Source organism: Duganella sp. CY15W (genome assembly GCF_009857555.1).
Classification (GTDB): Bacteria; Pseudomonadota; Gammaproteobacteria; order Burkholderiales; family Burkholderiaceae_D; genus Rugamonas; species Rugamonas sacchari.
Genome location: NZ_WWCQ01000003.1, coordinates 365338 through 391387, shown reverse-complemented (window position 1 = coordinate 391387; position 26050 = coordinate 365338). Strand labels below are relative to the sequence as shown.

19 protein-coding genes are annotated in these 26050 nt (G+C 64.0%); 8 read left to right on the top strand and 11 right to left on the bottom strand.

What is annotated here, in order from left to right; all coding sequences use genetic code 11:
* Window positions 1–25: 25 nt before the first annotated feature.
* The 8 genes from GTP58_RS16730 to hutU form a co-directional block, all read right to left on the bottom strand.
* A complete protein-coding gene (locus tag GTP58_RS16730) occupies window positions 26–1531 on the bottom strand; it encodes a glycine betaine ABC transporter substrate-binding protein (RefSeq protein ID WP_161078427.1) in 1506 nt (501 codons plus the stop codon).
* A gap of 1 nt (window position 1532) precedes the next feature.
* Window positions 1533–4184: a zinc-dependent metalloprotease gene (locus GTP58_RS16725; protein WP_161078426.1), complete on the bottom strand. Its 2652-nt coding sequence runs from the start codon at window positions 4182–4184 to the stop codon at window positions 1533–1535.
* Window positions 4185–4251: 67 nt separating this feature from the next.
* The gene (gene hutI / locus GTP58_RS16720) at window positions 4252–5463 is read right to left on the bottom strand and encodes an imidazolonepropionase (protein WP_161078425.1); all 1212 of its coding nucleotides are present in this window, start codon (window positions 5461–5463) and stop codon (window positions 4252–4254) included.
* An 11-nt stretch (window positions 5464–5474) separates the two neighbouring features.
* Window positions 5475–6050 carry a HutD family protein gene (locus tag GTP58_RS16715; RefSeq protein ID WP_161078424.1) on the bottom strand — a complete coding sequence of 192 codons (576 nt, stop codon included), beginning with the start codon at window positions 6048–6050 and terminating at the stop codon, window positions 5475–5477.
* The gene (locus tag GTP58_RS16710) at window positions 6047–7417 is read right to left on the bottom strand and encodes a formimidoylglutamate deiminase (RefSeq protein WP_161078423.1); all 1371 of its coding nucleotides are present in this window, start codon (window positions 7415–7417) and stop codon (window positions 6047–6049) included. The genes GTP58_RS16715 and GTP58_RS16710 overlap by 4 nt, the downstream gene beginning before the upstream one ends.
* The gene (hutG, locus tag GTP58_RS16705) at window positions 7414–8202 is read right to left on the bottom strand and encodes an N-formylglutamate deformylase (protein ID WP_161078422.1); all 789 of its coding nucleotides are present in this window, start codon (window positions 8200–8202) and stop codon (window positions 7414–7416) included. Before hutG ends, GTP58_RS16710 begins: the two co-directional genes overlap by 4 nt.
* 11 nt (window positions 8203–8213) lie before the next feature.
* Window positions 8214–9761, bottom strand: a complete 1548-nt coding sequence (gene hutH, locus GTP58_RS16700; protein WP_161078421.1) for a histidine ammonia-lyase — start codon at window positions 9759–9761, stop codon at window positions 8214–8216.
* Between the two features lie 11 nt (window positions 9762–9772).
* Window positions 9773–11476 carry a urocanate hydratase gene (gene hutU / locus GTP58_RS16695; RefSeq protein WP_161078420.1) on the bottom strand — a complete coding sequence of 568 codons (1704 nt, stop codon included), beginning with the start codon at window positions 11474–11476 and terminating at the stop codon, window positions 9773–9775.
* A gap of 326 nt (window positions 11477–11802) precedes the next feature.
* Here hutU and GTP58_RS16690 point away from each other — a divergent pair, with 326 nt between their 5' ends.
* Window positions 11803–12336 (top strand): FxDxF family PEP-CTERM protein, encoded by a 534-nt coding sequence (locus tag GTP58_RS16690; RefSeq protein ID WP_161078419.1) that lies wholly within the window; start codon window positions 11803–11805, stop codon window positions 12334–12336.
* A 46-nt stretch (window positions 12337–12382) separates the two neighbouring features.
* Here GTP58_RS16690 and GTP58_RS16685 read toward each other — a convergent pair whose 3' ends face one another.
* On the bottom strand, window positions 12383–14047 hold the full coding sequence (locus tag GTP58_RS16685) for an amidohydrolase (RefSeq protein WP_161078418.1): 1665 nt from the start codon (window positions 14045–14047) through the stop codon (window positions 12383–12385).
* Window positions 14048–14170: 123 nt separating this feature from the next.
* Between GTP58_RS16685 and msbA the strand changes: the two genes are divergently transcribed.
* Window positions 14171–16015 (top strand): lipid A export permease/ATP-binding protein MsbA, encoded by a 1845-nt coding sequence (msbA, locus tag GTP58_RS16680; RefSeq protein WP_161078417.1) that lies wholly within the window; start codon window positions 14171–14173, stop codon window positions 16013–16015.
* On the opposite strand, the gene GTP58_RS16675 is transcribed toward msbA, so the two are convergent.
* Complete coding sequence (locus GTP58_RS16675) at window positions 16000–16842, bottom strand: 2OG-Fe(II) oxygenase (protein ID WP_161078416.1); 843 nt, start codon at window positions 16840–16842, stop codon at window positions 16000–16002. The genes msbA and GTP58_RS16675 overlap by 16 nt on opposite strands.
* Window positions 16835–17908, bottom strand: coding sequence for a bifunctional DNA-binding transcriptional regulator/O6-methylguanine-DNA methyltransferase Ada (ada, locus tag GTP58_RS16670; protein WP_161078415.1), 1074 nt, complete (start codon window positions 17906–17908; stop codon window positions 16835–16837). Before ada ends, GTP58_RS16675 begins: the two co-directional genes overlap by 8 nt.
* Window positions 17909–18050: 142 nt before the next feature.
* Between ada and hutC the strand changes: the two genes are divergently transcribed.
* The 6 genes from hutC (at window position 18051) to GTP58_RS16640 (ending at window position 26009) form a co-directional block, all read left to right on the top strand.
* Window positions 18051–18770, top strand: coding sequence for a histidine utilization repressor (gene hutC / locus GTP58_RS16665; protein WP_229215655.1), 720 nt, complete (start codon window positions 18051–18053; stop codon window positions 18768–18770).
* Between the two features lie 178 nt (window positions 18771–18948).
* Window positions 18949–23232, top strand: a complete 4284-nt coding sequence (locus tag GTP58_RS16660; RefSeq protein ID WP_161078413.1) for a PAS domain S-box protein — start codon at window positions 18949–18951, stop codon at window positions 23230–23232.
* A 1-nt stretch (window position 23233) separates the two neighbouring features.
* Window positions 23234–23650 carry a response regulator gene (locus GTP58_RS16655; RefSeq protein ID WP_161078412.1) on the top strand — a complete coding sequence of 139 codons (417 nt, stop codon included), beginning with the start codon at window positions 23234–23236 and terminating at the stop codon, window positions 23648–23650.
* A 196-nt stretch (window positions 23651–23846) separates the two neighbouring features.
* On the top strand, window positions 23847–24173 hold the full coding sequence (gene trxA, locus GTP58_RS16650) for a thioredoxin TrxA (RefSeq protein ID WP_072786062.1): 327 nt from the start codon (window positions 23847–23849) through the stop codon (window positions 24171–24173).
* Between the two features lie 132 nt (window positions 24174–24305).
* Window positions 24306–25568, top strand: coding sequence for a transcription termination factor Rho (rho, locus tag GTP58_RS16645; protein ID WP_072786061.1), 1263 nt, complete (start codon window positions 24306–24308; stop codon window positions 25566–25568).
* Window positions 25569–25739: 171 nt separating this feature from the next.
* Complete coding sequence (locus GTP58_RS16640; RefSeq protein WP_072786060.1) at window positions 25740–26009, top strand: type B 50S ribosomal protein L31; 270 nt, start codon at window positions 25740–25742, stop codon at window positions 26007–26009.
* The last annotated feature ends 41 nt before the right edge of the window (window positions 26010–26050 follow it).

The following is a 26050-nucleotide window of genomic DNA, read 5'->3' as shown; positions in this document are numbered from 1 at the left end:
AACACGACGCACGCCTTACAAATCATTACGGCGACTTTACAGAAAGCCGATGTCGGTTAGTCACTGTGCGCTCCAGCAGTTCAAACAAGCCTTGCGTGACCAGCGCCAGCAGCGCCGCCGGAATCGCCCCCGCCAGCAGCATATCGTTATCATTAAGCGCCAGGCCGATGGTGATGCGTTCACCATAGCCGCCGGCGCCGATAAACGCGGCAATCGTCGCCGTCCCCACGCTCATCACCGCCGCCGTTTTGACGCCCGCCAGTATGACCGGCAGCGCCAACGGCAGATCCACATGCCACAAGCGCTGCCAGCGGCGCAGCCCGAGCGCCTGCGCTGCCAGTTTGAGGCCGGCCGGCACTTGCAGCAGACCGGTGCAGGTATTGCGCACGATGGGCAGCAAGGCGTACACCACCAGCGCCACCAGCGCCGGCGCGGTGCCTATCATGCCAAGCAGGGGAATCAGCAACGCCAGCAAGGCCAGTGAGGGCACGGTTTGCAGCACGCCAGTCAAGCCCAGTACCACTTGCCGCAAACGGGGCCGCGTCGCCGCCAGCACGCCCAAAGGCACGCCCACAACGCAGGCCAGCGCCACCGCCATCAGCACCAGTGCGATATGCTGGCGCGTGAGGCGGCCAAGGTTTTGGTCGAACAGTTTGCCGAACAAGCCATCGCGCACCGCAGGCGCTGCGGCGCCAACGGCGGTGCCCTGTCCATGCCGCGCCAGCCAGTCGCCGGCAATGCGGCTGAAGCCTTGCCCGTCAATTTCAGCGGCCGCATTCATCGCGATCATGTCGGCCGCGCTGATGCGCCCTTCCAGCCGGCTGATCGCCTGCCACGCCTGCGGGAAGCGCTGCGCCGCGTCGAGCCGGTACAGCAGCACCGCATCGTAGCGCGGGAAGTAGCCACGGTCATCGTCCAGCACGCGCAAGCCGTACTGTTTGATCTTCGCATCGGTCGAATAGATATCGATGACATCGACCTGCTTCTGCTGCAAAGCCTCGTAGGCGATGCCGTGGTCCAGCCCTTCCGGCCGCTGCTTCAGGCCATAGCGCACCGCCAGTCCGGGCCAGCCATCGGCGCGGCCGATAAACTCGTGCGACAAGCCAAAGCGCAAGGACGGCTGCGCCGCCAGCTCGCTGAGCTTGTGCAAGCCATCCGCACGCATCGCCAGCGCATAGGTATTGTTGAAGCCCAGCGGCACCGCCACGCCCAGCCCCATCGCCGCCAGCTCCTTGCGCATCTGCTCCAGTGAGGCCGGCTGCTGATGCTTGAGGATCTCCAGATCGATCGTGCCCAGGTACTCGGGATAGACGTCGATCCGCCCCGCCTGCAAGGCCGCCAGCACGATCGCCGTATTGCCCAGCCCCTGCAAATGCTCGGCCTTCGCATGCGGCGCCGCCGTTTGCGTCAGCAGCTCACCGAGGATGTACGACTCCGTAAAACGCTTCGAGCCCACATGCAGCGTATCGCCCGCCGCATGCGCCACCGTGGCCGCGCACAGCAGCGCGGCCAGCCACCATCGCCGCACCATCTCAGGCACCCGCGCGCAGCATGGAGGCCTTCAACGCCTGCCCCAGCGTTTCGTAGCTTTCCGACAGATGCGCCTTGGCCTCGCGGCTGACCGGCCGTGCCATCGCCACGCGCAGCTCGCGCTGCAACTGCACGGCGTTCTGGCGCTGCAGGCTACGCACATCGGCTGGCGTTCCCGCCGATACGCGCAACAAGGCCGCCACCACACGTTTCAGATGTTCGCGCTGCAGGTTACGCCGCATGCCGCTGATATCCTTGCCGGATTTGAGCTCGCTCCACACCGCATTCTGCAACGTCAGATACAGCTCATCGAGACTCAGCGCCTCCTTGCGGTTATCCAGCTTCTCCTGCGAATCCAGCAGGCGCACGGCAACGCCATCCGACATCAGCTGGTCCAGTACCGCCGACTGCAGCAACAGCACGCGGCCGCCCACCGACACATCCGGCCGCCCCGGACGCTCACTGAAGTGATCCACGCCCAGACGGCTGATGATCGCCGGCGAGAATGTGAAACTGTCCGCCTTGAACAGGCTGTCCGTCACCATCTGCAATGCGGCGCGCTGGCGCGGCAGCGGCACCGGCGTAAAGGTGGCGCGGCCGGTGCCGGCATGGTCGCGCAGATAGGTCACACCGCCGACATACTTGACCACCACCGGCATGGTGCGCGCAAACTGCTGGAAGCCATAATCGAAACTGCGGCGCAGCACTTCATAGCTTTCGCCCGGCTTCAAGGTGCGGTTCTGAATGCGGTCCCACAATTCGCGCGAAATCGTCAGGCGACGCTGGAAGTAAGCCAGCGGATCGCTACCCAGGTCAAACACATTGACGTCGGGGTCCAGGTTGAAGCCATTCGCATCCTGGTCGGTGCCAAACGCCAGCTGCGGCTCATTCGAACGGCCGGCGATCTTCGCCAGCTCCTCTTTCTCGCGCGCCGCATCGACAGGCTTGTAGGCATATTCAATCGCCCAGTAATCGTAAGGCCCCAGTGTGGACGGCACATACTCGCCCTGTTTCTCGCCTTTGAGCGACAGGTTGAACGGCGTGTAGTCCATCACCGATCCCGCCAGGCCATTCTTTTTGGTGAACTCTGGGTCCTGCAATTCCTTGAGCGAATAGACGGTCGATGAGCGGAAGTTATGCCGCAGCCCCAGCGTGTGTCCCACTTCGTGCATGACGACCGACTTCACGTACGCCTGCGCCACCGCATCCGCTTCCGGACTGCCCATTTCCAGTTCGCCGCGCGCTTCCAGCAGGTCCATGGCAAAGCCCATCTCGGCGGCCGATTCCTGCAGGTAGTCGCAGCGCGCAGCGGCGGACTGCTGCGGCAGCAGCTGGAGCGCATCTTCGCCAATCAGGCGGCGCGCACCGCGTGCGAAGATATCGGAGATGGCGATGTCCGCATCCAGAATTTCGCCGCTGCGCGGATCGACCTGGCTCGGGCCGATGGCAAAGCTCACATCGGTGCCGACAAACCAGCGGATCGACGCATGGCGCGCATCCATGGTGTCGAAGCGGTCGGCCTCGGTCTGCTGCTTGACCACGATGGCGTTCTTGAAACCGATGCGTTCAAATGCGGCATTCCATGCCAATGCGCCCTGCCGCACCGCTTCACGGTATTTCTCCGGCACGTTGGCGTCGATCCAGTACACGATAGGCTGCCTGGGTTCGGACAGCGGCGCTGCCGGATCCTGCTTCTCCAGCCGCCAGCGTTCGACCAGATGCACGGCGGTGGTGGGCGTCACGTCATCCGAATAATCCTGGCTGGTGCTGACGAAGTGGCCGATACGGTCATCCGCGCGGCGGCTATGCATGGCTTGCGCCGGCAGCGGCATGAAGCTGTAGTAGAAACCGAGGAACATGCTGCGCGGGTCCGGCAGCGTGGACGGTGCATGCGGAACCGCAGCGGCCATGTTTGGCGCCACCACAGCGGGTGCGGCGGCGATGCGCGGCACAAAGAAGTGGGCATTGACCTGGAAGCCCGTCATCGCCTCATCCGCGCGGATGGTCAGGAAGCTGCTGTTGCGTGCATCCATGGCATACGGCATGCGGAAGGCGGCTTCCAGCCGCGTCGTCATCGACGGGATATCGCCAAGCAGCAGGATGTTGGCTTCCACCAGGATGCCCTTGTTCTGCGGATTCGGACCGCTGGCCACGGGCGCAATCGCCAGCAGGCTGTCCGAATAGGCCTGCTGCACCGCCATCGCTTGCGGCGTGCCGCCCTTGGCGCCAAATTCCACGTTCTTGGCGATCATCTGCACCAGGTTGCCGATGCGGTGGAACACCACCACCTGGCTCAAGCCCATCTGGCTGCCGTAGATACCACGCTCGCCTATGCCGTTCGGCATATTCACGGACATGAACAGGGGGCGGTCGAACTGGTCGGGGCGCAGCTCGATCCAGACTTTTTCCTCTTTCTGGTACAGGCTCAGAAAGCCCGGCAGGTGGGCAGCGCCACGCACCATGTCAGCAAAAGGCCGCGGTACGGCCACCGGCGCGGCAACCACCGGCGTTGGCGTGGCGGCAGGTTGCAGCGGAGTGGTGGCAACCACGGGCACTTCAGGGGCATGCGGCACAGGCGGCGTCGGCTCCTGGGCCAGCGCCTGTACGCTCAGCGCCGCCAGGACGGCGGCGCGTACGGTATTCGGGACGAACATGGATATCCTGCTTCTTTCAAATGGCATCCGGATAATGTAACCGAAAGCACAACGAAGCGAGGGATTTTTACATGGCCGGAGAGCGTAATTTGCCTGCGTTGACGACACCGCGACACGGATTCATGCCAATCGCATAAGACAGATCCGCCGGGCGCGCGATGCGCCACAGCGCGAAGTCGGCCCGCTTGCCCACTTCCAGCGTGCCGATTTCATCGTGCAGGCCCAGTGCGCGCGCGGCATAGGCGGTGCAGCCGGCCAGCGCTTCCTGCGGCGTCAGGCGCCACAGCGTGCACGCCATATTCATCGCCAGCAGCAGCGACGTCATGGGCGAGGTGCCAGGATTGCAGTCGGTCGCCACGGCCATGGCCACGCCGGCCGCACGCAGCGCGGCCACTGGCGGCGGCGTGGTATCGCGCAGGAAGTAGTAAGCGCCCGGCAGCAGCACTGCCACCGTGCCGGCTTGCGCCATGGCGGCGATGCCCGCTGCGCTCAGATGCTCCAGGTGATCGGCCGACAAGCCCTGGTAGCGTGCCGTCAGCTCGGCGCCACGCTGGTCGGACAGCTGCTCCGCATGCAGCTTGACGGGCAGGCCGTGCGCCTGCGCGGCCTGGAATACGCGCTCCGTCTGCTCATACGAAAAACCGATGCGTTCGCAGAACACGTCCACTGCGTCCACCAGTCCTTCGGCAGCCAGCGCGGGAATCATCTTGCAGACTTCTTCGATGTAATCGTCGGCGCGGCCGGCAAACTCGGGCGGCAAGGCATGCGCGCCCAGGAAGGTGGTCGCCACGCGCACTGGCAGCTCACGGCCGATGCGGCGCGCGGCGCGCAGCATGGCCGCCTCCGATTCCTGCGTCAGGCCATAGCCGGACTTGATTTCAATGGTGGTCACGCCTTCCGCCAGCAGGCTGTAGACGCGCGGCAGGCTTTGACGCAGCAGCTCATCTTCCGATGCCGCACGGGTAGCACGCACGGTCGACATGATGCCGCCGCCGGCGCGGGCAATGTCTTCATAAGTCGCACCGTTCAGGCGCGCTTCGAATTCATCGCTGCGGTTGCCGGCATGGACGATGTGGGTATGGCAGTCGATCAGGCCCGGCGTCAGCCAGCTGCCGCCGCCATCGTGCACGGTGACGGCCTGCGCGCCTTGCGGCATATCAGCCTGCGCGCCCAGCCACGCAATGCGGCCGTCTTTGACCGCGATTGCGGCATCACGAATCTCGCCGTACCCGCCCACCATGGTGGCCAGATGCACATTGGTAAATAACACGTCCCACATACTTCGCTTTCTTAATTACGGATGATATCGGCCACCATCACGGTGGCTTGCTGGGCTTCCAGCGTCCAGTCTTCTTCGGCCTCGATGATGACCGTGTCATAGCGCACCATGGCAATGCGTTCGCGCGCGCTGCTCAGCGTCAGGCTCTCGCCGTCCGCCAGGAACAGCAGCGTGGTGCCGCTGCGGCGCTTGAGCGCTTCCGTGCCGCGCACCACGCGCAGCTCCAGGCGATGACGGCACACGCCGCGCCGCGTCATGACATTGAAATCCGTAGTCTGCTGGCCGGAGACGGTGGCGTGCACCGCATCCTCGCCCGCGAACTCGATCAGCGGCTCGCTGGGGCTGAGCACAAAGCGCTCATCGCCGAAGTCCAGCAGCACACCGTCGCCGGCCACCAGCGCCAGCGAACGGTCAATGCCGGGAAACGAAGAGAACGGGCCATCCTGTGCAATCGTGGCCAGGCTGATGCGCCAGTCGAAGGCATCGAAGCTGGCGCCAGCCGGAAAGACGGTGATTTCCGTCGTGCTGCCGCCGCCATTCTTCCACGGTGCGGGCCGCAGGTTTGCATACTGGATCAGCTGGGTCATCGGAACTCCCTCAGTTCGGCCAAGGTCTGCTTGAAGCGCGCAGCAATCGCCTGCTGCGCCACGTGCTGCTGATTGCGCACTACCCACTGGCCGCCGACCATGACGTCCTTGACCAGATTGTCGTTGCCGTTGAAGACAAAGGAGCCGAGTACCTCGTCCAGCGTCAACCCAAACATATTCGGGTGAGCGTCATCCAGTACCACGATGTCCGCCCGCAGTCCCACCGCCAGTGCGCCTACCGGCCGCCCTGCCGCCTGCGCGCCGCCACGCAGCGCGCCCTGCCACAGGAAGTCCGCCACATTACGCTGTGTGCCGGACACCGCGATATTGCGGCGCTGATGCTGCAAACGCTGGCCGTATTCCAGCCAGCGCAGTTCTTCCACCGCGCTTTGCGACACGTGGCTGTCGCTGCCGATGCCAAACACGCCGCCCTGCGCCAGGAAGCTCTCCAGCGGGAACAGGCCATCGCCCAGATTCGCTTCCGTGGTCGGACACAGGCCCGCCACCGCACCGCTACGGGCGATGCCGCTGACTTCATCTTCCGTCAGATGCGTCGCATGAATCAGGCACCAGCGCGGGTCCACGCCCACATTCTCCAGCAGCCACTGCACCGGACGGCGTCCGCTCCAGTTGATCGACTGCTGCACTTCCGCCATCTGCTCGGCGATATGGATGTGCACCGGACGCGCCTTGGGCAGCGTCGCCAGCACTTCCTGTATCTGCCCGACCGACGCCGCGCGCAGCGAATGCGGCGCCACGCCCACTTCAGTCTGCGCATCGCGCAGCGGCTCCAGCGCCTCAATGATGCGCAACACATCCTGCGCATCGGTTTTAAAACGCTGCTGCTCCGGTTTCAGCGCCATTTCGCCAAAGCCGGAATAACTATACAACACTGGCAGCATGGTCATGCCGATTCCGGCCAACCGTGCGGCGGCGATGACACGCTCCGCCGTTTCCGCCGGCCGCGCATACATGGCGCCGTCCTGCGCGCGCTGCACGTAGTGGAATTCGCACATCGAGGTGTAGCCGTGGCGCAGGCATTCGCTATACAGCTGCGCGGCAATCGCCTCGATATGGTCCGGCGTGATGTTGCGCGCGAAGCGGTACATCAGGTCGCGCCAGGTCCAGAAGCTGTCCTTGCTGTCGCCCGCCTTCTCGGTGCGCCCGCCCAGCGCGCGCTGGAAGCTGTGCGAGTGCAGATTGATCATGCCCGGCAGCGCATACGCCACCGTCTCGGCGCCGGCACGCGCGCTCTCCGCAGCGCCCGGCAGGAGCGCCGTGATGCTGCCGTCCGCGTCCCACTCGATGAGCACATCTTTCACCCAGCCTTCCGGCAACAGCGCGTGGCGCGCAAATAACTTGCTCATGCGCGGCCCCAGTCCGCAGCAGCCTGCATCATCGCGCGCAGCGGCGGCTGCACTTGCGCCGCCAGATCGGCGCGGTAGCCGTATGGCGCATTCTCGTCCATGTAGGTGGACTGGCACATCTCCAGCTGGATCGCATGCACGCCGTTGGCAGGCTCGCCGTAAAAGCGCGTGATATGGCCGCCCTTGAAGCGGCCGTTGACGGCAATGGTGTAGTGCTCGTCCCCGCGCGCAGCGGCCACGATGGCATCGGTCAGGCCGGCATCGCAGCTCTTGCCGTCGGCCGTGCCAAAGTTCAGGTCCGGCAGCTTGCCGTCAAAGAAGCGCGGCACGTGCGAAGCGATTGAATGCGCGTCCCACAGCACCACGCGGCCATGCTGCGCCAGCAGGCGGTCCAGCTCCGCGCGCAATTGGTTGTGATACGGCTTCCAGTACGCCTGCAGGCGGCGCTCTACCTCGGCCTGGTCTGGCGTGCGGCCTTCGCGGTACAGCGGCTCGCGGTGGAAGGTATCGACCGGGCACAGGCCCGTCGTGTCCTGGCCCGGATACAGATTGGTATTTTCCGGCGGACGGTTCAAGTCGATCACGTAGCGCGACCAGCGCGCCGACAGGACCGACGCCCCCATCTCGCCCAGGAATTCATACAGGCGGACCAGATGCCAGTCCGTGTCCTGCTTGTCGACGGCGGCCGGCGTCATCGCCGCCAGCACATCGTCGGGAATATCGGTGCCCACGTGCGGCATGGACACCAGCAAGGGAATACTGCCTGCTTTGAACTGATAGTCCATGCCGTTCTCCATCAAGGATGCAGCGCGGTGAACAGCTCTTTGCACGATGCGCTCAACTCGCCGCGCATGACCATGCCCTTGGCTGCTTCGATGTCCGGTGCGAAGAAGCGGTCTTCCTCGTAGAACGACACCTTCTGGCGCAGCTGCGCATGCACGTGCTCCAGATGCGGCGAAGTTTTCAGCGGACGGTGGAAGTCGATGCCCTGGGCTGCAGCCAGCAGTTCGATACCGATGATGACTGCGGTATTCTGCGCCATGTCGTCCAGGCGGCGCGCGGCGTAGGTCGCCATGCTCACGTGGTCTTCCTGGTTGGCCGAAGTCGGGATGGTGTCCACACTGCCCGGATGCGCAATCGACTTGTTCTCCGACGCCAGCGCGGCGGCGGTGACGTGGGCGATCATGAATCCCGAGTTCAGGCCTGGGTCGCGCACCAGGAACGGCGGCAGGCCGGACAAGGTGGCGTCGATCAGCAGCGAGATGCGGCGCTCGGAGATCGAACCGATTTCCGCGATGGCCAGCGCCAGCGTATCGGCGGCAAACGCCACCGGCTCGGCGTGGAAGTTACCGCCCGAGACCACCACCGACAGCTCGCCGTCCTTGAACAGCAGCGGATTGTCGGTCACGGCATTGGCTTCGATCAGCAGCGTGCGCGAAGCGTTGTTGATGATGTCCCAGCAGGCGCCCATGACTTGCGGCTGGCAGCGCAGGCAGTACGGGTCCTGCACACGCTCATCGCCCACCAGGTGCGAGGCGCGGATCGCGCTGTCCGACACCAGTTGGCGGTAAATCGAGGCGGCGGCGATCTGGCCCGGCTGGCCGCGTACTTCATGCACGCGGGCGTCGAACGGCGAATCGGAACCCTTGGCCGCATCCAGCGACAGCGCGCCGGATACCATGCCCGCTTCCAGCAGGCGCTCGGCCATGAACAGGCCATGCAGCGCCAGCGCGGTCGATACCTGGGTGCCGTTAATCAGCGCCAGGCCTTCCTTGGCGGCCAGTACCACCGGCTCGATGCCGGCGGCCTTGAGTGCGGCGCCGGCTTCCTGCAGCTCGCCGTTGACGCGCACCTGGCCCACGCCCATGATGGCCAGCGTCATGTGCGACAGCGGCGCCAGGTCGCCCGATGCGCCGACCGAACCCTTGGCCGGAATTGCCGGCATGATGCCGGCGTTGTAAATCGCGATCAGCGCATCGATAATCAGTGGGCGCACGCCCGAGTAGCCACGCGCCAGGCTACCAATCTTCATCAGCACAATCAGGCGGCACACCGCATCCGACATCAGCTCGCCCGTGCCCACCGAGTGCGACAGGATCAGGTTGCGCTGCAGCTGTTCCAGCTTGTCGTCCGGGATGCGGGTCTTGGCCAGCAGGCCGAAACCGGTGTTGATGCCGTAGGCGGCATCGCCCTTGGCCACGATGGCGCGCACCGCGGCGGCCGAAGCTTCGATCACGGGATAGGCTTCCGCCGCCAGCGACAGCGGGCCACGCGCATTCCATACGGCGCGCAGTTCGGTGAGCGTCATGGCGCCCGGTTTCAACATCAGTGCATTAGCAGTCATAGTCTTCTCAATCATTTAATCATTGGCAGGTTCAGGCCATTGCGCTTGGCGCAGGCGACGGCGCTTTCATAGCCGGCATCGGCGTGACGCATCACGCCCGAGCCGCTGTCGTTGACCAGCACGCGCGCCAGGCGCTTGGCGGCGGCATCGGTACCATCGGCCACGATCACCACGCCGGAATGCTGCGAGTATCCCATGCCGACGCCACCACCGTGGTGCAGCGAGACCCAGGTGGCGCCGCCGGCAGTGTTCAGCAGCGCGTTCAGCAGCGGCCAGTCGGAGACGGCGTCGGTACCATCCTTCATGCTTTCGGTTTCGCGGTTAGGGCTGGCCACCGAGCCGGTATCCAGGTGGTCGCGGCCGATCACGACTGGCGCTTTCAGTTCACCGTTGCGCACCATCTCGTTGAAAGCCAGGCCGGCGATGTGGCGCTCGCCCAGGCCCAGCCAGCAGATACGCGCCGGCAGGCCCTGGAAGGCGATGCGCTCGCGCGCCATGTCCAGCCAGCGGTGTACCTGCGCGTGATGCGGGAACAGTTCCTTGATCTTGGCATCGGTCTTGTAGATATCTTCCGGATCGCCGGACAGCGCCACCCAGCGGAACGGGCCGCGGCCTTCGCAGAACTGCGGGCGGATGTAAGCCGGTACAAAGCCCGGGAAGTCAAACGCGTTCTTGACGCCGTGGTCAAACGCCACCTGGCGGATGTTGTTGCCGTAGTCGACCACCTTGGCGCCCAGCGCCTGGAAGTCCAGCATGGCCTGCACGTGCACGGCGCAGCCTTCGGTGGCGGCAGCCTTCAGCTCCGCATGGCGCGCCGGATCCTGCTGCGCGGCCTTCCACTGCTCGATGCTCCAGCCTTGCGGCAGGTAGCCGTTGATCAGGTCATGCGCCGAGGTCTGGTCGGTCACCATATCCGGTACCAGACCACCTTCCTTGGCGCGGCGCACCAGTTCCGGCAGCACGTCGGCCGCATTGCCCAGCAGGCCGATGGAAATAGCGTCGCCATTGGCCTTGTGCTGCTGGATCATCGCCAGCGCTTCGTCAATCGACGCGGCCTGCTTGTCCAGGTAGCGGGTACGCAGGCGGAAGTCGATGCTGCTCTGCTGGCACTCGATGGTCAGCGACACCGCGCCGGCCATGGTCGCGGCCAGCGGCTGCGCGCCGCCCATGCCACCCAGGCCTGCGGTCAGCACCCAGCGGCCTTTGAGGTCGCCGCCGAAGTGCTGGCGGCCGGCTTCTGCGAACGTCTCGAAGGTGCCCTGCACGATGCCCTGGGTGCCAATGTAAATCCACGAACCGGCCGTCATCTGGCCGTACATGAACAGGCCCTTGCGGTCCAGCTCATTGAAATGCTCCCAGTTGGCCCACTTTGGCACCAGGTTGGAATTGGCGATCAGCACGCGCGGCGCGTCTTCGTGGGTCTGGAACACGCCCACCGGCTTGCCGGACTGGATCAGCAGGGTCTGGTTTTCTTCCAGCTCGCGCAGCGACGCCAGGATCTGGTCATAGCACTCCCAGTTGCGGGCGGCGCGGCCGATCCCGCCATAGACCACCAGATGCTTGGGGTTTTCCGCCACTTCCTTGTCCAGATTGTTCTGGATCATGCGGTAAGCCGCTTCCGCGCCCCAGGTCTTGCAGGTGCGCTCAGGGCCGCGTGGTGCGCGGATCTCGCGGGTGGCGTCGTAACGTGGGTCGCTGTCTAAATGGCTGGTCATGGGAGTCTCCTGCACGTGATTGATATGCTCGCAGCATAAGTTGTATAGACAACCAAGTCAACGAGTTTGTGTGCTGTTGCCCTTACTCAAGAATTTTTTATTTCATTTCAATTAACAAAATTTGTTAATTCACAACGAAGTTGCACCAAGAAATCATTCACAGAAAAAACAAATGACAATTTAGCCCCTGCATTAAAAATTCCTATTCACCACATTACCTTCATCAAAATATTCAGCGTGACAGTGCTATCGCGGGATCCTATTGTCAATTTGCTGTTGGTGATTTTCGGAGACTTTTTTAACAGTGAGTAACACAGGGGAAAGAAATGGATAAAAAGAAATTGCACCTGCAAACGTTGGCGCTGGCTGTCATGCTGGCCGCATCCTCTCTGGCTGCTGCAGCGTCGGCACCACCTCAGGGACCCGGGGCCGTCACGCTAACCAATACGGCCGGTAATCTATGGACTGCATCCATCGGCAACACGCCGCTAGTGGGAGCGTTCACGGACGTATTTACTTTCACCAATCCGGTATCAGCCGGTTCCACTGCCTGGGGAACCTTGGTCAATACCAGCTTTCTGGGCTACGCCAACGTCACCTTCACCGGTGCCGACTTGAACGGCATTTCACTGCTGACCGGCGCGCTGCCGGTCTGGCCTGTGACGTTCAACGTTGCCACCTTGCTGCCGGCATCAGTCACCGGTCCGTTAACGCTGACGGTGCACGGTATCAGCAATGGCGGCAGCTATGGCGGTGACATCAATGTCGTGATGTCGCCCGTGCCTGAGCCTGTCACCTACGGCATGATGATCGGCGGCTTAGGCATCCTGGCCATGCTGTCGCGCCGCCGCAAGCAATGAGTTTCTGCACCACAGCAAAAAGGGAATCCATTTGGATTCCCTTTTTTCATTTACGTCCGTAGACTTTTTTCCCGCCCATCCAGGTTTGCAGCACCTGCGTCTTGCCCAGCTGTTCAGGCGGGATCTTGAAGATGTCGCGGTCCACCACCACAAAGTCGGCCCACTTGCCTGGCTCCAGCGAGCCGATGACGTTTTCCTGGTGCGCCGCATAGGCGGCATCCAGCGTGAAGCAGCGGAAGGCTTCCGTCATGCTCATGGCCTGGTTCTTGTACCAGCCGCCCACCGGCACGCCAGCATTGTTCTGCCGCGTGACCGCCGCATGCAGGCCCTCAAACGGATTCGGCGACTCGATCGGGAAATCGGAACCGCAGGCGATCTTCGATCCCTGGTCGAGGAAGCTGCGCCACGCGTAGGCGCCCTTGATGCGCTCATGGCCGACGCGCTGCTCGGCCATGTTCTGGTCCGAGGTCGCATGGGTCGGCTGCATCGACGGAATAATGCCCAGCTGCTTGAAGCGCGGAATGTCGTCCAGCGTCACCACCTGCGCATGCTCGATGCGGTGGCGCAGCTCGACGTTCTTGTACTGCGGGATCAGCTGCGCATAGGCGTCCAGGATCTGGTGGTTGCCGGCGTCGCCGATTGCGTGGATGTTGACCTGATAGCCGGCCTTCATCGCCTTGTTCATCTTGGCGCGCATTTCCGCGTCCGGATAGAACAGCAGGCCCTTGGTGGACGGCATATCGGTGTATGGCGCCAGCAGCGCCGCGCCACGGCTGCCCAATGCACCGTCCGAATACAGCTTGACCGCAGCCAGCGCGTAGACGTCATTGGCGTAGGACTTGAGCGGGCCGTCCTTGGACAGTTCGTCGAAATCCGCCATGGTGTCGCCGATCATGGCGTACACGCGCGTGGTCAGCTTGCCGTGGTCGGCATAGTCGCGGTAGATATCGTCCTGCACCACCTTGATGCCCGCATCATGCACGCTGGTCAGGCCCACCTTGGCCAGCGAGACCAGCGCCACATCCAGCGTGGCGCGCGCCTCGGCCGGCGTCGGCAGCGGCACCACGCGGTTCACCAGCTCCATGGCCGCATCGACCAGCACTCCGGTCGGCTTGCCGCTGGCATCGCGCTCGATCTTGCCGCCCGCCGGATCACGCGTCTCTTTGGTGATGCCGGCCATCTCCAGCGCCTTGGTATTCAGCCACACCGCATGGCCATCCACCCGGTGCAGCAGCACAGGACGGTCGCTGACCACCGCATCCAGCTCGGCGGCCGTGGGGAAACGGCCCAGCTTCCAGATTTCCTGATTCCAGCCAAAGCCGATAATCCAGACCTTTTTAGGATGGGTGCGGGCGAACTCCCCGACCGCCTTGACGGCCGCATTCAGCGAGGTAGGGCTGAACAGCTCGACGCCGGACGCGATCTCGCCCAGCTCAAACACGTGGCCGTGGGCGTCGATCAGGCCTGGCAGCAGGGTCTTGCCCTGTACGTCGATGTGCTCCGCCTTCGGCAGCGCGGCCGCCGTTTCCGCCTCGCTGCCCACCGCCACAATACGGCCCAGGTCATCGAACGCCAGCGAGGTAAAGCGCTGCAGCTGGCCGGCCGCGTTCAGCGTGTAGCCGTTGGCCCGGTCGATGATGGTGTCGGCATGGGCCGGCAAGGTGGCCAGCACGGCGGCGAGTAAAAGGGGGGTACGCATCGGGTTCTCCATTCGGCAGCAAGATTCAGAGTGTAGCGAAGTTTGCGCCGTGGTCAATCGAACAGTGTTGCAAACCGGGGATTTCGGTGTCCGGGCGGGTACAATGCGCACAGATTCCCTTTTGCGAACCGTCCTGTGTCCAGTCGCCTACTCTACTTCCGTCTTGCCAAAGAATTCCGCCCCTACGCGTGGATCGCCCTCGTCACCATGCTGGCGGTCGGCCTGGCCGCCGCCACCGACGTGCTGCTGATCCGCCAACTGCAAAACGTTGTGGACGCGCTGGCGCCATCGCACACCCTCGGCCCCAAGGCGCCGGCCACCGGCATTCTGGCCTTCGTACAGGACACCCTGAGCCACTTGCTGCCGCGAGATCCCGGCAAGGCCGCGCTGTGGACCATCCCGGCCGTGATCTTCGGCCTGGCCGTGATGCGCATGGTCTCCAGCTTTGCCGGCGAATACGGCGCCGCGTGGCTGAGCAGCCGGGTGCAGGCCAATCTGCGCGAAGTCATGTTCGCCCGCATCATGCGCCTGCCGAACGGCTATTTCGACCAGTCCTCCACTGGCACCACGCTGTCGCGCGTGGCGTTCGATGCGGCCCAGGTGGCGCAGGCCGTCATCACTGTGGTCAACGTCGCCATGCGCGACTCGGTGGCCACGGTCGGCTACCTGGTCACGCTGTTCACCATCGACTGGCAACTGGCGGTGTTCTGCCTTGGCCTGTTGCCGCTGGTGGCAGCCATCGTCACCTTTGCCGGCCGCCGCATGCGCAAACTGAGCAAGAGCGCGCAGGCGGCCATGGGCGACCTGACCAATGTGCTCGACGAAAGCATCAGCGGCCAGCGCGTGGTCAAGATCTTCGGCGGCCAGAAATATGAGCAGAACCGTTTCGACGGCGTGGTCAAGCTGAATCGCCAGCTGGCAGTCAAGCACGCGGCCACGTCGGCGCTCAACTCCGGCATCATCATGCTGCTGATCGGGATTACGCTGTCATCGGTGATCTACTTTGCGCTGCTGCGCGCACAGGCGGGGGCGCTGTCGCCGGGCGCCTTCGTGGCGTTCATGTCCTCGCTGATGGCGATGCAGTCGCCGATCAAGAACCTGACCAAGATTAACGAACCGATGCAGCGCGGCCTGGCGGCGGCGGAATCCGTGTATGGCCTGATCGACCTGGAGTCGGAGGCCGACCAAGGCAAAAAAATCATCGCGCGCGCCGAAGGCCGTCTGTCGGTGCAGGACGTGAGCTTCCACTACCGTGGCATCGATGGCGCAACGCTGGACCCGGATGCGCGTCCGGCGCTGGACCACGTGTCGCTGGAGATCGCCGCTGGCGAAACGGTGGCGCTGGTCGGCAGCTCGGGCAGCGGCAAGACCACGCTGGCCGGCCTGCTGCCGCGCTTCTACGACGTCAGTGGCGGCAGCATCCAGCTGGACGGCGTCGACCTGCGCGACTACACCATGACCTCGCTGCGCCAGCAGATCGCGCTGGTGTCGCAGGACGTGGTGCTGTTCAACGACACGCTGGCCGCCAACATCGCTTACGGCGATCCGGCGCCATCGATGGAGCGCGTGATTGCGGCGGCCCGCGCCGCCCATGCCCATGAATTCATCGAACGCCAGCCGGAAGGCTACCACACGCCTGTGGGCGAAAACGGCCTGCGCCTGTCAGGCGGCCAGCGCCAGCGCCTGGCGATTGCGCGCGCCCTGTACAAGAACGCGCCCATCCTGATCCTGGACGAAGCCACCAGCGCGCTGGATACGGAATCGGAACGCCTGGTGCAGGCGGCGCTGGAAGTGCTAATGAAAGGCCGCACCACGGTGGTCATCGCCCACCGCCTGTCGACCATTGAAAACGCCGACCGCATCGTAGTGCTGGACCGTGGCCGCATCGCCGAAGCCGGCGCCCACGACGCGCTGCTGGCGCAGAACGGCATCTACGCCCGCCTCTATCAAACGCAGAAAAGCGTTCAGGTGGCGTCGTGAAAGATGATGCCTAGGGTGTGACGCGCGCCGGCGCGCAGCCGGCTCACGCCATGCCGCAGGTTGACGCGGTAGACGCCGCGCGTGCCTTGCACCGGACGCTGGTGGACGGCAAAGATCACCATGTCGCCGCGCTTGAGCGGCACCACTTCCACCCGCGACTGCATGCGCGGCCGCTGTTCGGTCAGCACAAACTCTCCGCCTTCGAAATCCTTGCCTGGTTGGCTCAGCAGCACGGCAGCCTGCAACGGGAACACGTGCTCGCCATACAGGTCCTGATGCAGGCAGTTGTAGTCGCCCGCTGTATATTCCAGCAGCAGCGGCGTCGGACGCTGCTGGCCCGCCGCGTGGCAACGCGCCAGGAACTCGTTATGCTCGGCCGGGAAACGCGCAGGCAGCTCCATGAGCTCATGCCAGCGGTTGGCGATGCCGGCCAGCGGTCCATACAGCGCTTGCCGCAACGCCGCAATCGTTGATGGCAGTGGATAGCGGAAGTACTGGTATTCGCCACGGCCAAAGCCATGCTGCGCCATCACCACGCGGCTGCGGAACAGCTGCGGTTGTGCGTACTGCGCCGCCATCGCCGCGCATTCGTCGGCGGTCAGCATGCCGGGCAGGATGGCGTAACCGTGCACATTGAGTTCGTCGGCAATCGCCTGCCAGTCCAGCCCCGCCACATGCACGGCGATGCCTGCCGCCGCGCCAACGGCCTTGCGCGCAGCCAGCGGCGCGGCGGCAGGTGGCACAGCGGGAGGCTGCACCACGGGCAGCGCCAGGCGCCGCTTGCGCTCCGCTGCCGGGTCGCCGAAATCCAGTTCGCCGTTACTCATTGCCCGCCTCGCGGTTGAGCAGCTGCGCCTTGCGGTCCACGCCCCAGCGGTAGCCGGAGATCGAACCGTCGTTGCGCACCACGCGATGGCACGGTATCGCCACCGCAATCGCATTCGCCGCGCAGGCGCTGGCCACGGCGCGCGCACCGCGCGGCACGCCGGCCAGTTCGGCCAGTTCGGCATAGGTCACGCGCCGCCCTGCAGGAATCGCACGCAGCACCTGCCACACGCGCTGCTGGAAGGCGGTGCCGCGCACATCGAGCGGCAGGTCGAGGCCAATCTCGGGATGCTCGACCATGCCGACCACGCGCGACACCACCTGCTCGTATTCCGGCTCGGCGCCGATCAATTCCGCCTTGGGAAAGCGGTCCTGTAAATCCTTGACCAGGAAGTCGGGATCATCGTCGATCAGGATGGCGCAGATGCCTTGCACCGTGCTGGCCACCAGAATCGGCCCCAGCGAACACTCGGCAATCGCAAACCTGATCTGCTCACCGGCGCCGCCGCTGCGGAACGCCGATGGCGTCATCCCCAGCACCGCTGGCGATTGCGCATAGAAGCGCCCACTCGAATTGAAACCGGCCGCATACATCGCATCCGTCACCGTGGCCTCGTGCGCCAGCCCGGCCTGCACCCGCCGCGCCCGCGCCGCATTGACATAGGCTTTGGGCGTAATCCCCGTCACCGTCTTGAACATGCGGTGGAAGTGGAAGCGGCTGACGCCAACCGCACCCGCCAGGCTGTCGAGGTCCAGCGCCTCTTCGGAAGCATCGATCAGATGGCAGGCCTGCGCCACGATGGCAGCCTGGCGTTCGGCCAGCGGCGGCTGGTCCGGCTTGCAGCGCAGGCAGGGACGAAAGCCGGCCGCCTCGGCCTGCGCGCGGCTGTCATGGAAAGCGACGTTCTTGCGCAGCGCCGGCCGCGCCGCGCACGATGGACGGCAATACACGCCCGTGCTGCGCACCGAATACCAGAACACGCCGTCGGCGCCGCCGTCACGCTGCTGCACGGCGCGCCAGCGCGCTTCGTCGCTGCTATACGCCAGTTGGTTTTCACTCTTGCCCATTTCAGACTCCGTGATGTGGTGGAATGCAGCCATCTTAGCCAGCGCATCAATCCGTCGCACTCCGCCTCTTGCTTTTGAATTGTACAAGCATGCGATGCTAGAATGTCCTCTTTCCAGGAGAAGCCGTTTGGACGACCAACTGATGCACGACAACGCGCACGACAGCACCCCCATATTCCAGCGCATCAAAGACTATCTGCTGGCCGAAATCGCCGCCGGCACCTGGAAGGAAGGCGATGTGATTCCATCGGAGCAGGCGCTGGTCAAGCAGTTCGGCGTCTCGCGCATGACGGTCAACCGCGCCGTGCGCGAACTGACTGCGGAACAAATACTCACGCGCCGCCAGGGCTCCGGCACCTACGTCGCCCAGCAGAAGTACCAGGCCACGCTGCTGGAAATCAAATCCATCGCCGACGAAGTGCGCGCCCGTGGCCACGCCCACCGCAGCAGCCTGCAGCAGCTGGAGCGGGTCAAGGCCAGCGAGTTGATGGCCAAGCAGTTCGACCTGCCGCCCGGCCATGCGCTGTTCCATTCCGTGATCGTCCACTTTGAAAATGGCGTGCCGATCCAGGTCGAGGACCGCTGGGTCAATCCGGTCTGCGCGCCGGATTACATGGAACAGGACTTCGCCCACCTCACGCCCAATGAATACCTGATGCGCGCCGCGCCGCTGCAAGGCGCCACCTACAGCATCGAGGCGCTGGCGGCGCCGCGCGATATCGCCGACATGCTGGCCATCGACACCCGGCAGGCCTGCCTGGTGCTCAGGCGCCAGACCCACTCGGGCGGCCTGATTGCCTCGTTGGCAACCATGTGGCACCCGGGACACCGCTACCAGTTCGCGGGCAGCTTCAACCAGTAGAAGCAGTGGCTAGCAGAGCGCTAGCCACAAGCCGCCGGACTTTCTCACGGATTGTCACGAAAACAGCCCTCAAATGTTAAATTTGGGGATGTTTTTTACGCGCGCAAGATGCAATCGTATTCCTGTCTATGACAACGGCATCAATGCTATAGTTTCCAGGCAAAGTCCACCGAAAGGGATGCTCTTGTTTCACCGCCGTTCGCGCTTGCGCCAGCTTCTCTGGCCACGTCTGTCGCATCCGCTGGCAGCGTGCGCGCTCGCGCTCATGCTGACGCCGTCCAGCGCTGCGGAGAAGGTCTCGATCCAGCTCAAATGGCAGCACCAGTTCCAGTTTGCCGGCTATTACGCCGCGCAGGACCAGGGCTATTACCGCGACGCCGGCCTGGATGTCACGCTGCTGGAAGCGCGTCCCGGCGCCGATCCCCTGCAAAGCGTGACGCAGGGCCAGGCCCAGTACGGCGTCGGCAACACCACGCTGCTGCTGGCGCGCGGCATGGGGCAGCCGGTGGTGGTGCTGGCCTCGATCTTCCAGCATTCCGCCGCCAGCCTGCTGCGCCGCATCGAGGCCGATGGCAAGCCACGGCCATGGTCCGGCAGCCGCCTGATGATCGCGCCGAACAACGAAGAGCTGACCGTCTTCCTGAAAAAACAGGGCGTGCGCATGGAGACCGTGTACCAGGTCCCGCACAGCCAGAATTTTGACGACCTGGCCGAAGGCCGCGTCGATGCCATGTCGGTCTATCAGACCGAAGCGCCGTATGTGCTGGAACGCCTGAACCTGCGCTACGAGATGATCTCGCCGCGCGCCCATGGCCTGGATTTTTACGGCGACGTGCTGTACACCACCGAAAGCGAGCTGCGTGAACATCCGGCGCGCGCGCAGGCGCTGCGCGAAGCCACGCTGCGCGGCTGGGTCTATGCCATGCAGCATCCGGGCGAAATCGCCGACCTGATACGCGCCCGCTACCCGGACCGCCACAGCCGCGAACACCTGATGTTTGAAGCCCAGCATACGGCGCCGCTGCTGGAACAGCCGCTCATCGAACTTGGCTACAGCAATCCGGAACGCTGGCGCGCCATCGCCCGCGCCTACAGCGAACAGGGCATGCTGCCGTCGAATTTCAGTCTGGACGGCTTTCTGTACCAGCCGCCGGAAGGCCTGCCCCTGCTGCGCTACGGCGGTCTGATGATCGCGGCGCTGCTGCTGGCGATGTCGCTGGCGGCCGCGTGGCGGCTGCGCGTGCAGGGCCGCGCGCTGCGCAGCGTGCAGGCGGACCTGGGCAGCGCTGAACGCATGGCCAGCTTTGCGCTCGAAGGATCGGGCCAGGGCAGCTGGGAGTGGCGGCTCGATACCGGCATGCTGGCGCTGTCGCCGCGCTACTGCGCGCTGCTTGGCTACAGTCCCGACGAATTCCATCCGACGCTGAACGAGTGGCTGGAGTATGTGCATCCGGAAGACCGCCAGCGCGTCGAACGCGGCATCCAGGATTATCTGACCAGCACCAGCGACGCCACGGGCCAGATCCGCAGCGAACACCGGCTGCGCGCCAGCGACGGCAGCTGGAAATGGGTACTGGCGCGCGGCATGATACTGGAGCGCGATGCGGCCGGCCTGCCGGTGCGCGCGGCCGGCACGCTGGCCGACATCGGCGAACGCGCCATCGCCGAGGAAGCCCGCATGTGGGCCGTGGTCGATGCGACGCCGGGCGCGGTGCTGATCGCCGAAAAAAATGGCCGCGTGCGCCACGCCAATCCCTCCTGCGCCCACAGCTTTGGCTACGACGGCAATATGACCGGCCGCTCGATCGAGCAGCTGGCGCCGGAGGCCATGCGCAACAACGGGCGCGTGCGCGAACTATTCTCGCGTCCCAACCTGCCGGGCCGCGTGCTGTGTGCAATCCGCGCCGACGGCAGCAGCTTCCCGGCCATGGTGCATATGTCGCCGGTGGAGCTGGCGGGGCAGGAGCTGGTCATCGTCGCGCTGCGCGACATGACGCAGCGCCAGCGCGCCGAGGAAGCGCTGCACGCAAGCTCGGAACGCTATCGCCAGATCGTGCAGACGGCCGCAGAAGGCATCTGGATGACCAATGCCGACGACCGCACCACCTTCGTCAATCCGACGCTGGCGCGCATGCTGAATTACGACATTGAACAGATCATGGGCCGCGCCATGACCGACTTCATGGACGACACCGGCCGCGCGCTGCTCAAGCTGCACCTGCAGCGGCGCCTGTCCGGGCAGGCCAGCCAGGGCGACGTATGCTTCCTGCGCAGCGACGGCAGCACCGTGTGGTGCCTGCTGTCGACCACCGTGATGAACGCCGATTCCGGCCACTACGCCGGCACGCTGGCGATGCTGACCGACATCACCGCGCGCCGCCAGGCGGAAGGCGCGCTGCACGAATCCAGCCAGCGCCTGGCCTCCATCTTCAACGCTGTCACCAACGGCCTGGTGATGGTCGATGCGCATGGCCTCATCATCGAACGCAATGTCGCCGCTGCGCGCATGCTGGCGCACACCGAGCAACTGAGCCGCGATGGCCTGTGGGCTGGCGTACGCGAAGACGGCTCGCCTTACGACGCGGCCAGCCACCCGGTGCAACTGGCGCTGGTCACCGGCATGCCGGTGCGCGACGTGGTGATGGGGCTGACGCATCCGGACGGCAGCCGCCGCTGGCTGTCCGTCAATGTCGAGCCCATCCCCGACGACGGCGGCGCCGTGCACCTGGTGGTGGCCAGCCTGACCGACATCACCGAACGCAAGAACAGCCAGGACGCGCTGCGCGAACTCAACGAACATCTGGAAGAGCGCGTGGCGACCCGCACCAGCGAGCTGGATCACGCGCGCCGTGTGGCCGAGGAAGCCAGCCAGACCAAGGGCCAGTTCCTCGCCAACATGAGCCACGAAATCCGCACGCCGATGAATGGCGTGATCGGCATGGCCTATCTGGCGCTGAAGACCGAGCTCGATCCGCGCCAGCGCGACTACCTGGAAAAGATACGCTTCGCCGGCGAGCACCTGCTGGGCATCATTGACGACATTCTTGACATCTCCAAGATCGAGGCGGGCAAGCTGGAAATCGAGCAGGTCGATTTTGCGCTCGACCATGTGATCCAGACGCTCAACACGGTGGTGGCGCCCAAGGCCGCCAGCCGCGAACTGGAGCTGGTCTACGATCTCGACCCGACGCTGCCCCGGGTGCTGCGCGGCGATCCGCTGCGGCTGGGCCAGGTGCTGATCAATTACGCCAACAACGCCATCAAGTTCAGCGAAAAGGGCCGCATCGAAGTGCGGGTGCGCCAGGTGGTCGGCGACGCCTATGGCTGCCTGCTGCGCTTTGAAGTCAGCGACTGCGGCATCGGCCTGTCGGAAGTGGAAATCGACAAGCTGTTCCAGTCCTTCCAGCAGGCCGACACCTCGACCACGCGCGAATACGGCGGCACCGGCCTGGGCCTGTCGATCTGCAAGCAGCTGGCGCAGCTCATGGGCGGCGATGTGGGCGTGCATAGCCGCCCCGGGCAAGGCAGCACGTTCTGGTTCACTGCGCGCCTGGGCATCAGCAACGCCAGCGTGCCGGACCTGATCGACCGCGTCAAGGACGCCGCCGCCGAGCTGCTGGCATCCTCGCGCAGCGCGGCCGTGATGTCGGCGCTCAAGAACGCCCGCATCCTGCTGGTCGAGGACAACACCTTCAACCAGCAGATCGCACTGGAGATGCTCGAAGAAGTGGGCTCCTCGGTATGCCTGGCCGCCAACGGCATGGAAGCGCTGGAGCTGCTGCGCCAGACCGCGTTTGACTGCGTGCTCATGGACGTGCAGATGCCGCTCATGGACGGCCTGGAAGCCACGCGCCGCATCCGCGCCGATCCGCGCCTGGCCGACATGCGCGTGCTGGCCATGACCGCCACCGCCACCAGCGAAGACCGGGTGCGCTGCATCGAGGCGGGCATGGACGATTTCATCTCCAAGCCGATCCAGCCGGCGCTGATGTACCAGACCATCGCCAACTGGCTGCCCGAGCGCGACGCCACGGCGCAGGGCGATACGCCGCCGGCGCGCCCCGCGCGGCCCGCCTTCAAGACCACGCTGGGCGGCGACCCGGCCGTGATTGATTTGTCCATCCTGGCCAAGCTGCTGGGCTACCATCCGCATAAAGTGCGCAAGTTCGCCTTCAAATTCCTGCAAAATACGCAGGATGGCCTGACCCAGATGGAAGCGGCGCTGGGCCGCGGCGATGTGGGCACGCTGCGCGAGCTGGGGCACCGCCTCAAGTCGCCGGCCCGCACCGTCGGTGCGCTGGGCATGGGCGAACTGATGCTGGCACTGGAACAGCTGCCGGCCGACGACAGCGATGCCGCCAATGCCGCGCGCGCCAAGGCCCTGCTGCAAAAGCTCTGGCCGCTGCTGGAGCAGATCACCGAACAAATCATGACCAATACCACCTTCGCCGACGATAACTGAGATGCGGATACTGCTGCTGGATGACGATGCCTTCATGCTGGAACTACTGGCCGACATGATCGCCGAACTGGGCGACCATACGGTGCTACGCGAAACCGATGGCCGCCGCGCGCTGATCGAGCTGCGCCTGCGCCCGCCGGACCTGGTGGTGTGCGACCTGTCGATGCCGGTCATGGACGGCATCGATTTCCTGCGCCTGGCGGCGGCGCAGCAATACCAGGGCTGCGTGGTGCTGCTGTCCGGCGTCGATGGCGCCGTGCTCAAGACCGCCGCCCGGCTGGCCGAAGCCCAGGGGCTGACCATCCTCGACGCCTGTCCCAAGCCGCTCAGCACCAAGGCGCTGGCCGTGCTGCTGGCGCGCGCCGCCGCACGTTGCGCGGCGCCAGCGGCTGTCCTTCCTGGCAATCTTGGTAAATAGTTTAGAGGGTTGCTACAAACAACCGCACATTTTTAAAAAATGGGTTATTATTTACGCCATCCCTCGCCTGCCGACCTTGTTGCCATCCCCTCCGAGACATTGAAATCGTGCAAATGGCACCCAACTGCTGCCCATGGCAGCGTTTGAGGCCCGTCCCCAGGCGTTATTACTTTCACTGACCTCGATTGAGGAAACTATGAGCGAAAATATCAAACACATTACCGATGCATCTTTTGACACCGACGTGCTGAAATCGGACCGTCCAGTACTGGTCGATTTCTGGGCTGAATGGTGCGGTCCATGCAAGAGCATCGCCCCGATCCTGGAAGAAGTCGCCAAGGAATACGAAGGCAAGATCCAGATCGCCAAGATGGACGTCGATTCGAACCAGGCAGTACCTGCCAAGTTCGGCATCCGTGGCATCCCGACCCTGATCCTGTTCAAGAACGGCGTTGCGGCCGCGCAGAAAGTTGGCGCTATGGCAAAAGGCCAGCTGACCTCTTTCATCGACAGCAATATCTAACTGAGCGAATTTAGGCTACTATCGCTACGTTGTGCCAGCGACGCCGCGCCCGCGGCGCCGCTGAATAAAATGAGACAACCCACGTAGGTCCTCCCCCACCTTTACTTTCCCGTCACGGGACACTCAAACAATATGCATCTATCTGAACTAAAGGCCTTACACGTCTCGGCATTGCTGGAGATGGCGATCGGGCTGGATATCGACAATGCGGCACGCCTGCGCAAGCAGGAACTGATGTTCGCGATCCTGAAAAAACGCGCCAAATCGGGCGAGCAGATCTTCGGCGATGGCGCCCTGGAAGTGCTGCCGGACGGTTTCGGCTTCCTGCGTTCGCCGGACGCCAGCTACATGGCCTCCACCGACGATATCTACATTTCCCCTTCGCAGATCCGCCGCTTCAATCTGCACACCGGCGACTCGATCGAAGGCGAAGTGCGTACCCCGAAAGATGGCGAGCGCTATTTCGCGCTGGTCAAGGTCGACAAGGTCAACGGCGAATCGCCGGAAGCCTCGAAGCACCGCATCCTGTTTGAGAATCTGACGCCGCTGCATCCGAACGAGCCGCTGCGCCTGGAACGTGACATCAACGGTACCGAGAACATCACCGGCCGTATCATCGACCTGATCTCGCCGATCGGCAAAGGCCAGCGCGGCCTGCTGGTGGCGTCGCCGAAGTCCGGTAAATCGGTCATGCTGCAGCACATCGCCCACGCGATCACCTCCAATCACCCTGACGTCACGCTGATCGTGCTGCTGATCGACGAACGTCCGGAAGAGGTCACCGAGATGCAACGCTCGGTGCGCGGCGAAGTCGTGGCCTCGACCTTCGACGAACCCGCCACCCGCCACGTGCAGGTGGCCGAGATGGTGCTGGAAAAAGCCAAGCGCCTGGTCGAAATGAAAAAAGACGTGGTCATCCTGCTGGACTCGATCACCCGCCTGGCGCGCGCCTACAACACCGTGATCCCGGCCTCGGGTAAGGTGCTGACCGGTGGTGTGGACGCCAACGCGCTGCAACGTCCGAAGCGCTTCTTTGGCGCCGCACGTAACGTCGAAGAAGGCGGCTCGCTGACCATCGTCGCTACCGCGCTGATCGAAACCGGTTCGCGCATGGATGACGTGATCTACGAAGAATTCAAGGGTACCGGCAATATGGAGGTGCACCTGGAGCGCCGCCTGGCCGAGAAACGCGTCTACCCGGCGATCAACCTGAACAAATCGGGCACGCGCCGCGAAGAACTGCTGATCAAGCCGGACCAGCTGCAGAAGATCTGGATTCTGCGCAAGCTGCTGTACTCGATGGACGAGATCGAGGCGATGGAGTTCATCCTCGACAAGATGCGCGCCACGAAGAACAACACCGAGTTCTTCGACATGATGCGCAGGGGCGGCTAATCATTAGCCAGCCTTAACAAACAGGCAACCTCGGTTGCCTGTTTGCGTTTCCGGGCGTATAATCGCCGATCGCATTATTTTTTAACTCTGGCAAGTGAGCGGCAATCGGGTCAAGAAGCAGAACAGACCGCCGAAGTGCTGTTTGGCTACCAACCTATACCGAGGCTACAAATGAAAGCAGAAGGTCACCCAGAATACCGCGAAGTTGTTTTCCACGATCTGTCGTGCGATTTCAAATTCATCACCCGTTCGACCATCCAGACCCGCGAAACCATCAATCACGAAGGTAAAGACTACCCACTGATCAAGATCGAGGTTTCGGCTGAGTCGCACCCGTTCTACACCGGCAAACACAAAATCGTCGACACCGCTGGCCGCGTTGAGAAATTCCGCCAGAAGTTCGGTACCGTCGGTTCGAAAACCGCCGTCGCTGCAGGCTAATTTCAGCCGCTTCGATAAAAAAAGCAGCCTCTGGCTGCTTT